The sequence below is a fragment of the Variovorax saccharolyticus genome (genome assembly GCF_030316765.1).
In the GTDB taxonomy this organism is placed as follows: domain Bacteria; phylum Pseudomonadota; class Gammaproteobacteria; order Burkholderiales; family Burkholderiaceae_C; genus Variovorax; species Variovorax saccharolyticus.
Genome location: NZ_JASZYT010000002.1, coordinates 590,799 through 604,372, shown reverse-complemented (window position 1 = coordinate 604,372; position 13,574 = coordinate 590,799). Strand labels below are relative to the sequence as shown.

Here is a 13,574-nt window from a genome sequence, read left to right as displayed (position 1 = left end):
CATGCTTGCAAAGTTCACGGGGTGGGGATTGCTGGCCTTGATCCGGCTGCTCACCGGCGCGCAGGCGCGCTGGTGGGGCTGTCCGCCCAAGGCCGAGCAGCGCATCTACTTCGCGAATCACCAGAGCCACCTCGACCTCGTGATGATCTGGGCCGCCCTGCCCGAAGAGCTGCGCAGCATCACGCGGCCGATCGCGGCGCGCGACTATTGGGCCAACACGCCGTTCAAGCGCTGGATCACGACCGAGGTGTTCCACGCGATCTATGTCGAGCGCGGCGGCGGCGCGCCGGTGGTGCCGCCCGCGCCGCCCGAGCCGCCGGCCGTCGAGCGGATCGATCCGTCCTTCGACGATGCGCCGCAGACGCTTGCAGCCGCCGAGCCGGAGCCGGCCGGCGCGCAGATCGAGATCCCGCTGCCGCCGCCCGCCGCCGAGCCCTCGCCGCTCGCGCCCCCGGGCAGCGCGGAGGCCCTCGCGCCCTTGCAGCCCTTGATCGAGGCGTTGCAGAGCGGCGACTCGATCATCATCTTTCCCGAAGGCACGCGCGGCCACACGGGCGAGCCGCAGAAATTCAAGTCGGGACTCTTCACGCTGGCCCAGATGTTCCCCGAGGTGGTGCTGGTGCCGGCCTGGATCGACAACGTGCAGCGCGTGATGCCCAAGGGCGAGGTGGTGCCGGTGCCGATCCTGTGCTCGGTCACCTTCGGCGCACCGATCCGGCTCGAGGAAGGCGAAGAGCGGCGGCCCTTCCTCGACCGGGCGCGCGAGGCCGTAGTGGCGCTGCGGAACGTCTAGATGAATCACTACCTGCGCAATCTCTCGCCGACGCACCAGGTCGCGGCCCTGTTCGTGATCGTCTTCGGACTGCTGTTCATCGTCAGCACCGTGGCCTTCATGCTGAGCTTCAGGGAGCGCCGCAATCCGGTTCACGACGAGATCTGGCAGCGCGAGCTGCAGCATTTCCGCACGCTGCTGCGCACCACCTGGTTCATGGCCATCGTGTTCTGGGTCGGCTGGGCGCTTGGCGAAAAGGTCGCGACACTGCTGTTCGCGCTGATCTCCTTCCTGGCGCTGCGTGAGTTCATCACCCTGTCGCCGACCCGGCGCGGCGACCACAGAAGCCTGATCCTGGCCTTCTTCGTGGTGCTGCCGATCCAGTTCTGGCTGGTCGCGACCGCGCACTTCGACCTGTTCACGGTGTTCATCCCGGTCTACGTCTTCCTCGCGATCCCGGTGGTCAGCGCGCTGGCCGACGATCCCAGCCACTTCCTCGAGCGCAATGCCAAGCTGCAGTGGGGCATCATGGTCTGTGTCTACGGCATGAGCCACGTGCCTGCGCTGCTGCTGCTGTCCTTCCCGGGCTACGAGGGCAAGAGCGCCTTCCTGGTGTTCTTCCTGGTGTTCGTGGTCCAGACCTGCATGCTGGTGCAGCACCTGGTGTCGCGGCGCAAGGCGATGCCGCCCGATGGCGCGCCGGAACCCGAACCGCTGCCCGGCCTGCTGGGGGCGATCCGGCATCGCCTGTTCATGCAGCCGCCGTTCGCGCCGCGGGTCAGCCGCAGCTTCAACTGGACCAGCTGGGCGCTCGGCATGGCGATCGCGAGCGTGGCCGGAGCGCTGCTCTCCTTCATCACGCCGTTCAAGTTCGGCCAGGCGCTCGCGGTGTCGCTGATCGCCTGCGTGGCGGGCTCGATGGGGCACCTCGTGATGAAGGCGCTCAAGCGCGACCGCGGCATCCCCAACTGGGGCCGGCGCGGCGTCGGGGTGACCGGCGCCAACGGGCTGCTCGACCGGGTCGATGCGCTCTGCTTCGCGGCGCCCGTGTTCTTCCATGCCGTGCGCTGGTACTTCGACGCCTGAGATCCCCATGCGAATCCTCGGCATCGATCCCGGGCTGCAGACCACCGGCTTCGGCGTGGTCGACGTCGACGGCCACGCGCTGCGCTATGTCGCCAGCGGCACGATCAGCACCCGCCATCTGGGCACCGGCGAGCTGCCGGCGCGGCTCAAGGTCCTTTTCGACGGCATCGGCGAGCTGGCCGCGCGCTACCAGCCCGACACGGCCGCGGTGGAGATCGTGTTCGTCAACGTCAATCCGCAGTCGACCCTGCTGCTGGGCCAGGCCCGCGGCGCCTGCCTGACCGCGCTGGTGACGCGCGATCTCGCGGTCTCGGAGTACACGGCGCTGCAGATGAAGCAGGCGGTGGCCGGCCATGGCCGGGCGGCCAAGGCGCAGGTGCAGGAGATGGTCAAGCGGCTGCTGCAACTGCCGGGGCTGCCGGGCAGCGATGCGGCGGACGCGCTCGGGATCGCGATCACGCATGCCCATGTGGGCGCTTCGCTGGCACGGCTGGGGCAGGCGACCGTGCTGGGGCGCAGCACCACCGGGCGGTATCGGGACGGGCGGACGCGCTGAGATCTAATAAGGTCTCAGAAGGCCCGCTCGGCGATCAGCACCGCAAAGAAGCCGAAGGCGGCCAGCAGCGTCCACTTGAGCACGACCCAGCCGAAGCGGCGGTACCTGGTTTGTCCGGTGCCCACGTAGAAGGCGAATGAAACGCCGGCCACCAGCAACAGCAGCAGGATGGCCCAGCGGAACAGCAGCATCGTGCAGCAGCGCTACCAGGCGCGCGCGACTTCGGCGAAGCCGGACGGGGCCCGCTTCTCGTCGTCGAAGGTCACGACCTCGTAGGCTTCGGGATGCGCGAGCAGTTCGCGCAGCAGCTTGTTGTTGAGCCCGTGGCCCGAGCGGAAGGCGCTGTAGGCGGCCAGCAGGGGCCGGCCGATCACATACAGGTCGCCCATGGCGTCGAGGATCTTGTGCTTGACGAACTCGTCGTCGTAGCGCAGCCCGCCGGCATTGAGCACCTTGGTGTCGTCCATCACGATCGCGTTGTCGAGCCCGCCGCCCAGGGCCAGGCCCTTGGATCGCATGTACTCGACTTCCTTGGTGAAGCCGAAGGTGCGGGCCCGCGCGATGTCGCGGCTGTAGGAGCCGCTGCCGAGGTCGAACTCGACGCGCTGGCCGGTCGAATTGACCACGCGGTGGTCGAAGTCGATCTCGAAGCTGAGCTTGAAGCCGTGATAAGGCTCGAGCCGCGCCCACTTGGCATCGGCGCCCTCGCCTTCGCGCACCTCGACCGGCTTGGTGACGCGGATGAAGCGCCGCGGCGCCGCCTGCGGCACGATGCCGGCGCTCTGCAGCAGGAAGACGAAGGACGAGGCCGAGCCGTCGAGGATCGGCACCTCGTCGGCCGTGATGTCGATCAGCAGGTTGTCGATGCCCAGGCCGGCACAGGCCGACATCAGGTGCTCCACGGTCTGGACCTTGGCGCCGCCCGACGAGATGGTCGAAGCCAGCCGGGTGTCGGTCACCGACTCGGCCGTCATCGGGATATCGACCGGCTCGGGCAGGTCGACCCGGCGGAACACGATGCCGTGATCCACCGGCGCCGGCCGCAGCGTGAGCTCGACCCGCTGCCCGCTGTGCAGCCCCACGCCAACGGCACGGGTGATCGATTTGAGGGTACGTTGGGACAGCACGGACGCGATTTTAGAGGTGCGGGGCAGTCCCCGCACCGTCCGCCTCGCTATGTCCCCGATAGCCGTCACCCGCGCAACCTCAGTCCGCCTGGCGGCGCAGGAAGGCCGGGATCTCGAAGTCGTCCATGCCGCCGGACGACAGCGCATCGACCTTGGCCGCGGCCATCGTGCGGTTGGTGCGCCACACGCTGGGCACCGCCATGCCGTCGTAGTTCGGCTGGCTGCCGGCATGGCCGGTAGCGCCGCCGAGGGTCGGGACGGTGAACGGGATGTTGTCGGTGCCGGTGCGGATCACTTCGAGCGTCGGCGCCTGGCGGCGCGCGTCCTGGCGCGACAGGCCGGTCGCGACCACGGTCACGCGCATCTCGTCGCCCAGCGCGTCGTCGTAGGCGGCGCCGTAGATCACGTGCGCGTCCGGCGATGCGTAGGCGCGGATGGTGTTCATCGCGAGCTTGGATTCGCTCAGCTTGAGCGAGGACTTCGACGCCGTGACCAGCACCAGCACGCCCTTGGCGCCCGACAGGTCGATGCCTTCGAGCAGCGGGCAGGCCACGGCCTGCTCGGCGGCGATGCGGGCGCGGTCCGGGCCGCTGGCGGCGGCCGTGCCCATCATCGCCTTGCCCGGCTCGCCCATCACGGTGCGCACGTCCTCGAAGTCGACGTTGACGCCGCCGTACTCGTTGATGATTTCCGAGATGCCGCCGACCGCGTTCTTCAGCACGTCGTTGGCATGCGCGAAGGCCTCGTCCTGCGTCACGTCCTCGCCGAGCACGTCGAGCAGCTTCTCGTTGAGCACCACGATCAGCGAATCGACGTTGGCTTCGAGCTCGGCCAGGCCGGCATCGGCGTTGGTCATGCGGCGCCCGCCCTCCCAGTCGAAAGGCTTGGTCACGACGCCGACGGTCAAGATGCCCATCTCCTTGGCCACGCGCGCGATCACGGGCGCCGCGCCGGTGCCGGTGCCGCCGCCCATGCCGGCGGTGATGAACAGCATGTGGGCGCCGGCGATCGATTCGCGGATGTCGTCGATCGCTGCCTCTGCGGCGTCGCGGCCCTTCTCGGGCTTGCTGCCGGCGCCCAGGCCGTTGGTGCCGAGCTGGATGGTCTTGTGCGCGTTGCTGCGCGACAGCGCCTGCGCATCGGTGTTGGCGCAGACGAACTGAACGCCCTGCACGCCGCGCTCCATCATGTGGGCGACGGCATTGCCGCCACCACCGCCGACGCCGATCACCTTGATCTGGGTGCCCTGGTTGAACTCTTCGATCTCGATCATTTCGATAGCCATTTTTCTGACTCCTTGAATTTGCAGTTGCCGTGTATTGATGAATGAATTTTTTGTGGGTAACCGTAGAGCTTCGTCAGGGCGGAGGTCCTGTTCGCCGCCATCGCTCGTTGAAGTGCAGAGGCGGACTGCCGCGCGCCAGCCAGAGACGGTGAGGATTCATGGTCAGAAGTTCCCCACGATGAAGTCCTTGAAGCGTCCGAAGGCGGTCTTGACGGAGCCGTTCTTCTGCGCCACCTTGAAGCCGCGCAGGCGCGCATAGCGGGCCTCCTCGAGCAGGCCCATGACGGTGGCGGCGCGCGGCTGCGCGACCATGTCCGACAGCGCGCTCGAATACTTCGGAATGCCGCGCCGCACCGGCTTGAGGAAGATGTCCTCGCCGAGCTCGACCATCCCGGGCATCACGGCGCTGCCGCCGGTCAGCACCACGCCGGACGACAGCACCTCCTCGTAGCCCGACTCGCGGACCACCTGCTGCACCAGCGAGAAGATCTCCTCGATGCGCGGCTCGATCACGCCGGCCAGCGCCTGCTTGCTCAGCATGCGCGGGCCGCGGTCGCCCAGGCCCGGCACCTCGACCTGGGTGTCGGGGTCGGCCAGCAGCTGCTTGGCATAGCCGTTCTCGACCTTGATGTCCTCGGCGTCCTTGGTCGGCGTGCGCAGCGCCATCGCGATGTCGCTGGTGATCAGGTCGCCGGCGATCGGGATCACGGCCGTGTGGCGGATCGCGCCGTTGGTGAAGATCGCGACGTCGGTGGTGCCGGCACCGATGTCGACCAGCACCACGCCGAGCTCGCGCTCGTCTTCGGTCAGCACCGCGAGGCTGGAGGCCAGCGGGTTCAGCATCAGCTGGTCGACCTCGAGGCCGCAGCGGCGCACGCACTTGATGATGTTCTCGGCCGCGCTCTGGGCGCCGGTGACGATGTGCACCTTGGCCTCCAGCCGCATGCCGCTCATGCCGATCGGCTCCTTGACGTCCTGGCCGTCGATCACGAACTCCTGCGGCTCGACCAGCAGCAGGCGCTGGTCGCTCGAGATGTTGATCGCGCGTGCCGTTTCCACCACGCGGGCGACATCGGCCGGCGTGACCTCCTTGTCCTTCACCGCCACCATGCCGCTCGAATTGATGCCGCGGATGTGGCTGCCGGTGATGCCGGTGTAGACGCGGCTGATCTTGCAGTCGGCCATCAGCTCGGCCTCCTTGAGGGCCTGCTGGATGCTCTGCACGGTGGCGTCGATGTTGACCACCACCCCGCGCTTGAGCCCGTTGCTCGGCGCGATGCCGAGCCCGGCCAGCTTGAGCTCGCCGTTGGGCAGCACCTCGGCGACCACCGCCATCACCTTGGCGGTGCCGATGTCGAGGCCGACAACGAGATCTTTGTACTCTTTGGACATGTGCTTCCTCTGTTCGCTCTCTCTACTTTTTCTTCGGGTCGGCAACGACCGTCGTCACGCCACGCAGCCGCAGCGCGTAGCCCTCGTTGTGTCGCAGGTCGGCGCCCTCGACCGACGCCACCGTGCGCCCGTACTGCCCCGCCACCGGCGTCACGGTGCGCAGGAAGCGCTGCGTGCGTGCCACCACCTCCTCGCCCTGGCCGCGCCCGAGCTCGATCACGGCCCCGGTGTCGAGCAGCACGCGCCAACTGCCGCGGCTGGTCAGCGTGAGCTGGTCGATGGCCAGCTCGTAGGGCTGGAACAGCGGCGCCAGCACGCGGTACATGCCGAGCACCTGGCCGGCCTGCTCGGTCGGACCGTCCAGCCGCGGCAGGCTGTCGTCGACCTCCGCCACGTTGGCCTCGAAGACTTCGCCGAAGCCGTTGATCAGCCTCGAGCCGGCTTCATCGCCCCAGTGCGCGACCGGCACGTGCTCGGTCAGGGTGGCGCGCAGCTTGTTCGGGAACTCGCGCCGCACCACCGCCTTGCGCACCCACGGCACCGACTCGAAAGCGCTGCGCGCGCGCGCCAGGTCGACCGTGAAGAAGTTGCCCGCCAGCTGCGGCGCGACGTTGGCGCGCAGGGTGACCGCGTTGTTGTGCGTGACCTCGCCGTCGACCTTGATGCCGGCCAGCGGGAAGAAGGGCTGACGCAGCACCCACCAGCCGCCCGCCGCCAGCAGCATGAACGCGAACAGCGCGAACACGAGGCTCGCGAGCACGTTCATGAGCTTGACGTCGAAGGGCACGGGGATGCTTCGTGTCATGGCGTGGCGGCGCCTCCAGGCAGGCCGGAATCGAGCGTGGCCGTCGCCAGCACGCGCAGGCACAGGTCCTCGTAGGCGATGCCGGCCGCGCGGGCCGACATCGGCACCAGCGAGTGGCTGGTCATGCCCGGCGAGGTGTTCATCTCGAGCAGGAAGGGCTTGCGGTCGCTGGCGCGGATCATCAGGTCGGCGCGGCCCCAGCCGCGGCAGCCGAGCTGGTGGTAGGCGGCCAGCGCGATGCGGCGGATCTCGTGCTCCTCGGCCTCGGGCAGGCCGCTCGGGCAGTGGTATTTCACGTCGTCGGTGAAGTACTTGTTCTGGTAGTCGTAGGCGCCTTCGGGCGCGGCGATGCGCACCACCGGCAGCGCCACGGCGTCGAGGCCGCTGCCGAGCACGGCGCAGGTCACTTCCTCGCCCTCGATGAACTCCTCGCACAACACGTCGGCGTCGTAGCGCACCGCCAGCGCCACCGCATCCTGCATCTGCGAGTAGCCCTCGACCTTGGTGACGCCGATGGAGGAGCCCTCGCGCGGCGGCTTCACGATCAGCGGCAGGCCCAGCACGTCGGGCACGGCGTTGATCTGCTCGCGGCTCTGCTGGTCGAAGGCCAGGCGCACGTAGCGCGGCGTCGGCAGGCCGTCGGCCTGCCAGATGCGCTTGGTCATGACCTTGTCCATCGCCACGCTGGAGGCCATGACGCCCGAGCCGGTGTAGGGAAGGCCGAGCAATTCGAGCGCGCCCTGCACCGTGCCGTCTTCGCCGTGGCGGCCGTGCAGGGCGACGAAGCAGCGCGCGAAGCCCTCGCGCTTGAGTTCGGACAGATCGCGTCCGGCCGGGTCGAAGGCATGCGCGTCGACGCCGCGCGAACGCAGGGCCTCGAGCACGCCGGTGCCCGACATGATGGAAATCTCGCGCTCGGCCGAGCTGCCGCCGAACAGCACCGCCACCTTGCCGAGGGTCTTCGGATCAACGACGCTCACAGCGCCCTCCCTTCGCGCGTGAAGCGCTCCGACTTCTGCGGCGCCAGCCCACCGATCTCGACCACCTTGGCCGGCACGGCACCGATCGAGCCGGCCCCCATGCAGATCACCACGTCGCCCTCGCGCGCGTTGTCGAGGATCGCCTGCGGCATGGCGGTGATCTGGTCGACGAACACCGGCTCGACCTTGCCCGCGACACGCAGCGCGCGCGCCAGCGAGCGGCCGTCGGCCGCCACGATCGGCGCCTCGCCGGCGGCATAGACCTCGCCCAGCAGCACCGCATCGGCCTGGCCGATGACCTTGACGAAATCCTCGAAGCAGTCGCGAGTGCGCGTGAAGCGATGCGGCTGGAAGGCCAGCACCAGGCGCCGGCCCGGAAAGGCGCCGCGCGCCGCCGCGATGGTGGCCGCCATCTCGACCGGGTGGTGGCCGTAGTCGTCGATCAGCGTGAAGCGGCCGGTGCGGGCACCCGACAGCGGCACCTCGCCATAGCCCTGGAAGCGCCGGCCCACGCCCTTGAAGTCGGCCAGCCCGCGCTGCACCGCTTCGTCGGGCACGTTGAGCTCGACCGCCACCGCGATCACCGCCAGCGCGTTGCGCACGTTGTGCTCGCCCGGCAGGTTCAGCACGATGTCGAGGTCGGGCAGCGTGACGCCGTTGCGGCGCTGGGCCGTGAAGTGCATCTGCGAGCCGACCGCGCGCACGTTGACCGCGCGCACCTGGGCCTCCTCGCCGAAGCCGTAGCTGGTCACCGGGCAGGACACCTGGGTCACGATCTCGCGCACCGCCGGATCGTCCGTGCACAGGATCGCGACGCCGTAGAAGGGCATGCGGTGCAGGAAGTCGACGAAGGCCTTCTTGAGCTTCGCGAAGTCGTGCCCGTAGGTCTCCATGTGGTCGGCATCGATGTTCGTGACCACCGCCATCACCGGCAGGAGGTTCAGGAACGAGGCGTCGGATTCGTCGGCCTCGACCACGATGTAGTCGCCGCTGCCCAGTTGCGCGTTGGCGCCGGCGCTGTTGAGCCGGCCGCCGATCACGAAGGTCGGATCGAACCCGGCCGCCGCCAGCACGCTCGCCACCAGGCTGGTGGTGGTGGTCTTGCCGTGGGTGCCGGCGATCGCGATGCCCTGCTTGAGCCGCATCAGCTCGGCCAGCATCATGGCGCGCGGCACCACGGGGATGCGCTTCTCGCGCGCCGCCACCACCTCGGGGTTCTCGGCGTTGACCGCGGTCGAGGTGACGACCGCGTCGGCGCCCGCGATGTGGGCCGCGTCATGGCCGACGAAGGTCGCGATGCCGAGGCTGGCCAGGCGCTTCAGGGTCGCGCTGTCGGACAGGTCCGAGCCGGAGATCCGGTAGCCGAGGTTGAGCAGCACTTCGGCGATGCCGCTCATGCCCGAGCCGCCGACGCCGACGAAATGGATGTGACGGATCGCGTGCTTCATTTCGCCAGCTCCTCGCAGGCGCGGACGACATGGTCGACCGCTTCGGTTTTCTGCATCGTCTTCGCCTTCTCGGCGCGTTCCAGGAGCGCAGCGCGCCCGGTGTTCTTCAGCAATTCGGCCAGCAATTCAGGAGTCAGTTCGGTTTGTTGAACGAGCCAGCCCCCGCCCGCGTCGACAAGGAAGCGGGCATTGGTGGTCTGGTGGTCGTCCACGGCGGAAGGGAAAGGCACGAACAGCGCTGCTGCGCCGACGGCCGCGATTTCGGTGACGGTGCTGGCGCCGGCGCGGGCGACGATCAGGTCGGCCTCGGCATAGGCCTCGGCCGTGTCCTCGATGAAGGGCGTGAGTTCGCCGTCGACGCCGGCGGCGGCGTAGTTGGCGCGCAGTTCGTCGATCTGCTTGGCGCCGCTCTGGTGCGTGACCTGCGGCCGTTCGGCTGCCGCGATCAGGGCCAGCGCCTTCGGCACCACCGCATTGAGCGCTCGCGCACCGAGGCTGCCGCCGACCACCAGCAGCTTGAGGGGGCCGCCACGGCCGGCAAAGCGCTTGGCCGGCTCGAGCTGCGAGGTGAAGGCGGGGCGCAGCGGATTGCCGACCCACTGCGCCTTCTTGAGCACGTTCGGGAAGGCGGTGAAGACCCGGTCGGCGACGCCCGCGAGCACCTTGTTGGCGAGTCCCGCGACCGAGTTCTGCTCGTGCAGCACCAGCGGCTTGCCCAGCAGCACGCTCATCATGCCGCCCGGGAAGGTGATGTAGCCGCCGAGGCCGACCACCACGTCGGGCTTGACGCGGCGCACCACGGCAATGCTCTGCAGGAAGGCCCGCAGGAGGCGCAGGGGCAGCAAGGCCAGCGTCAGCGGCCCCTTGCCGCGCACGCCGCCGAACTGCACCGGCTCGAAGGCGAAGCCCCGCGGCGGCACCAGCTTTTCTTCCATGCTGCCCGGGGCGCCGAGCCAATGCACGCGCCAGCCGCGCTCGCGCAGGGCCTCGGCCACGGCCAGACCCGGGAAGATGTGACCTCCCGTGCCGCCGGCCATGACCAATGCGCAACGACTCATACGCGGCCTCCGCGCATGAGAACGCGGTTCTCGTAATCGATGCGCAGCACCACGGCCAGCGCCACCACGTTCATGAGGATCGCCGAGCCGCCGAAGCTCATCAGCGGCAAGGTCAGGCCCTTGGTCGGCAAGGCACCGAGGTTCACACCCATGTTGATGAAGGCCTGGAAGCCGATCCAGATGCCGATGCCCTGCGCCACCAGGCCCGCGAACACGCGGTCGAGCGCGATCGCCTGGCGGCCGATGTGCATGATGCGGCGCGTGAGCCACAAGAAGAGGCCGATCGCGAGCAGCACGCCGATGAGCCCGAACTCCTCGCCGATCACCGCCAGCAGGAAGTCGGTGTGGGCCTCGGGCAGCCAGTGCAGCTTCTCGACGCTGCCGCCCAGGCCGACGCCGAAGACCTCGCCGCGGCCGATCGCGATCAGCGAATGCGAGAGCTGGTAGCCCTTGCCGAGCGCGTGCTCCTCGCTCCACGGATCGAGATAGGCGAAGATGCGCTCGCGCCGCCACGGGCTGGTCGCGACGATCGTGCCGAAGGCCACCACCACCAGCGCGGCGATGACGAAGAACATGCGCGCATTGACGCCGCCCAGGAACAGGATGCCCATCGCGATCACCGCGATCACCATGAAGGCGCCCATGTCGGGCTCGGCCATCACCAGCATGCCGACCACCACCACCGCGATGCCCATCGGCAGCACGGCGCGAAAGAAGCGCTCCTTGATCTCCATCTTGCGCACCATGTAGCTGGCGGCATAGAGCACCATCGCGAGCTTGGCCAGCTCCGAGGGCTGGAAGCGCATGAAGCCCAGCGGCAGCCAGCGCCGGGCGCCGTTGACGTTGATGCCGATGTGCGGGATCAGCACCGCCACCAGCAGCAGCAGGGAGGCGACGAAGAGCCAGGGCGCGGCGCGCTCCCAGGTCTTCATCGGCACCTGGAACGCCAGCAGGCCGGCGATCGCGGCGATCACCAGCGAGGCCGCATGGCGGGTGAGGAAGTAGGTCGGCGTGTAGCCGGCGCGCGCGAAGCGCGGACTGTCGGACAGCGCGATCGAGGCCGAATACACCATCACCAGGCCCCAGGCCAGCAGCGCCACCGTGACCCAGACCAGCGCCTGGTCGAAGCCGAGCACGCGCACCGGCGCCGCCTTGGTCTGCGTCATGCCGGCGTTGCCGAGCCGCACGGGCAGGTGCATGGGCAGCGCATCGATGCCGCTCTTGGCGCGGCTGAACCAGCCGCCGAAGCGGCCGGCCTTGTCGGGCGAGGCGCTGGTCGCGCTGTTCATTGCAGGTCCTCCGCCGGGTTGGCCGGCAGGTCGGCGAGCGCTTCCACGGCCTCGCAGAAGACTGCGGCCCGGTGCGCATAGTCCCGGAACATGTCGAAGCTGGCGCAGGCCGGCGACAGCAGCACCGCGTCGCCCGGATGGGCGCGCCCGGCCGCCATCGTCACCGCCTCGGGCAGCGATGGCGCATGCAGCAGCGCGATGCCGGTGGCGGCCAGCGCGGCCTCGATCTGCGGCGCGTCGCGGCCGATCAGCACCACGGCACGAGCGTACTGCGCGACCGGCGCGGCCAGCGGCGTGAAGTCCTGGCCCTTGCCCTCGCCGCCGAGGATCACGACCAGCCGGCGTTCCTCGCCGAGGCCGACCAGCGCCGCCACGGTGGCACCGACGTTGGTGCCCTTGCTGTCGTCGAAGTACTCGACATCGCGGACGATCGCCACCGGCTCGACCCGGTGCGGCTCGCCGCGGTATTCGCGCAGGCCGTAGAGCATCGGCGCCAGCTGGCAGCCGGCCGCGGTGGCCAGGGCCAATGCGGCCAGCGCATTGAGCGCGTTGTGGCGGCCGCGGATGCGCAGTGCGTCCGCGGGCATCAGGCGCTGGATGAAGATCTCTTCTTCCTCCACGGCCGCACCGCGCTTGCGCTTCTGCGTTTCGTCGGCCTCCAGGGCGCGCACCAGCCAGGCCATGCCGTTCAGGCGCTCGAGGCCGTAGTCGCCCGGGCGCAGCGGCATCGCGGCGCCGAAGGTGACGACGCTGCGCGCCACCTGGCCGCGCGCCAGCTTGACTGGCGCCGGCCGCATCGCCATGACGGCTTCGTCCTCGCGGTTGAGCACCATCACGCCCTTGCCGCCGAAAATGCGGGCCTTGGCGGCGGCGTAGTTCGCCATGTCGCCATGCCAGTCCAGGTGGTCCTGCGACAGGTTCAGCACGGTCGCGGCGGTCGGCTCGAAACCCTGCACGCCGTCCAGCTGGAAACTCGACAGCTCGAGCACCCAGACCTCGGGCAGGTCATCGGCATCCATGCGGGCCGCCAGCGTATCAAGCAGCGTCGGCCCGATGTTGCCGGCCACGGCGACCGACTTGCCGGCGCGCTCGACCAGCTGGCCGGTCAGCGCCGTGACGGTGGTCTTGCCGTTGGTTCCGGTGATGGCCAGCACCGCCGGCGTATAGCCCTGCGGCACCGGCGGCGGCAGCACGACCTCGGGCGGCGGCGTGAACGAATCCTCGTCGTCGTCGGGCAGCGCGGCCGTGATCGCCTCGGCCGGCCGGGCGGCTTCGAACTCGGGTGCGTCGGCCGCGGGCGGCTGCGGCTCGAAGTCGCTGGCGTGGAGGTCGGCCTGCGTGGCGGCAGGCGGCTCCAGCGCCGGCGGCTCGGCGGCTTCGGCGGCTTCGGCGGCAGGCGCAGGCTCGGGCGCTTCGACCACCTCGACCGTGCGCAGGTCCGCCAGCGCGCGCGCGAACAGGTCCAGCTCGCCGCCCACCGGCAGCCCCATGGCCCGCGCCGCATCGACCACCACCGCCACCGAGGCAGGCGAGAGGCCCGGCGAGCGATAGACCGCGCGCACCGGCGTGCCTTCGACCAGCGCGGCCGACAGCGGCCCGCCGACGAACACCGCGTCGGGCAGTTCGGCGCGCAGCGTCGCCAGCTGCGGCGGCGCCTCGCGGGTGTCGGCGACCGTGAGCACTGCGCCGTGGCGCGCGCACCAGCGCGCCATCGCCAGGCCGGACGCGCCGAGGCCGAGGACGAGGACGTGGAGGTCTTTCAGATGCCGCATGGTG

At 69.6% G+C, this 13,574-nt stretch carries 13 protein-coding genes; 3 read left to right on the top strand and 10 right to left on the bottom strand.

The genetic code is table 11. The features are described from left to right. The first annotated feature begins 1 nt into the window (after position 1). From QTI45_RS09030 to ruvC, 3 genes are read left to right on the top strand one after another with little or no spacing between them, the layout of a single operon-like run. A complete protein-coding gene (locus QTI45_RS09030) occupies positions 2-793 on the top strand; it encodes a lysophospholipid acyltransferase family protein (RefSeq protein ID WP_286654101.1) in 792 nt (263 codons plus the stop codon). After that, the gene (locus QTI45_RS09025; protein WP_286368875.1) at positions 794-1,858 is read left to right on the top strand and encodes a phosphatidate cytidylyltransferase; all 1,065 of its coding nucleotides are present in this window, start codon (positions 794-796) and stop codon (positions 1,856-1,858) included. 7 nt (positions 1,859-1,865) lie between these two features. Further along, positions 1,866-2,414: a crossover junction endodeoxyribonuclease RuvC gene (ruvC, locus tag QTI45_RS09020; protein ID WP_286654100.1), complete on the top strand. Its 549-nt coding sequence runs from the start codon at positions 1,866-1,868 to the stop codon at positions 2,412-2,414. A gap of 14 nt (positions 2,415-2,428) precedes the next feature. On the opposite strand, the gene QTI45_RS09015 is transcribed toward ruvC, so the two are convergent. From QTI45_RS09015 to murD, 10 genes are all read right to left on the bottom strand, one after another. Next, a complete protein-coding gene (locus tag QTI45_RS09015; RefSeq protein ID WP_286368873.1) occupies positions 2,429-2,605 on the bottom strand; it encodes a hypothetical protein in 177 nt (58 codons plus the stop codon). A gap of 12 nt (positions 2,606-2,617) precedes the next feature. Further along, positions 2,618-3,541: a UDP-3-O-acyl-N-acetylglucosamine deacetylase gene (lpxC, locus tag QTI45_RS09010; RefSeq protein WP_286368872.1), complete on the bottom strand. Its 924-nt coding sequence runs from the start codon at positions 3,539-3,541 to the stop codon at positions 2,618-2,620. Between the two features lie 79 nt (positions 3,542-3,620). Beyond that, positions 3,621-4,826, bottom strand: coding sequence for a cell division protein FtsZ (gene ftsZ, locus QTI45_RS09005; RefSeq protein WP_286368871.1), 1,206 nt, complete (start codon positions 4,824-4,826; stop codon positions 3,621-3,623). 162 nt (positions 4,827-4,988) lie between these two features. Beyond that, positions 4,989-6,218: a cell division protein FtsA gene (ftsA, locus tag QTI45_RS09000; protein ID WP_286368870.1), complete on the bottom strand. Its 1,230-nt coding sequence runs from the start codon at positions 6,216-6,218 to the stop codon at positions 4,989-4,991. A gap of 22 nt (positions 6,219-6,240) precedes the next feature. Beyond that, on the bottom strand, positions 6,241-7,023 hold the full coding sequence (locus QTI45_RS08995) for a cell division protein FtsQ/DivIB (protein ID WP_286654099.1): 783 nt from the start codon (positions 7,021-7,023) through the stop codon (positions 6,241-6,243). Further along, positions 7,020-8,003, bottom strand: a complete 984-nt coding sequence (locus QTI45_RS08990) for a D-alanine--D-alanine ligase (protein ID WP_286368868.1) — start codon at positions 8,001-8,003, stop codon at positions 7,020-7,022. The genes QTI45_RS08995 and QTI45_RS08990 overlap by 4 nt, the downstream gene beginning before the upstream one ends. Further along, the gene (murC, locus tag QTI45_RS08985; RefSeq protein ID WP_286654098.1) at positions 8,000-9,451 is read right to left on the bottom strand and encodes a UDP-N-acetylmuramate--L-alanine ligase; all 1,452 of its coding nucleotides are present in this window, start codon (positions 9,449-9,451) and stop codon (positions 8,000-8,002) included. The genes QTI45_RS08990 and murC overlap by 4 nt, the downstream gene beginning before the upstream one ends. After that, on the bottom strand, positions 9,448-10,509 hold the full coding sequence (murG, locus tag QTI45_RS08980; protein WP_286654097.1) for an undecaprenyldiphospho-muramoylpentapeptide beta-N-acetylglucosaminyltransferase: 1,062 nt from the start codon (positions 10,507-10,509) through the stop codon (positions 9,448-9,450). Before murG ends, murC begins: the two co-directional genes overlap by 4 nt. Next, positions 10,506-11,798 carry a putative lipid II flippase FtsW gene (gene ftsW / locus QTI45_RS08975; protein ID WP_286368865.1) on the bottom strand — a complete coding sequence of 431 codons (1,293 nt, stop codon included), beginning with the start codon at positions 11,796-11,798 and terminating at the stop codon, positions 10,506-10,508. The genes murG and ftsW overlap by 4 nt, the downstream gene beginning before the upstream one ends. Continuing rightward, positions 11,795-13,570: a UDP-N-acetylmuramoyl-L-alanine--D-glutamate ligase gene (gene murD, locus QTI45_RS08970; protein WP_286654096.1), complete on the bottom strand. Its 1,776-nt coding sequence runs from the start codon at positions 13,568-13,570 to the stop codon at positions 11,795-11,797. Before murD ends, ftsW begins: the two co-directional genes overlap by 4 nt. Positions 13,571-13,574: the final 4 nt, after the last annotated feature.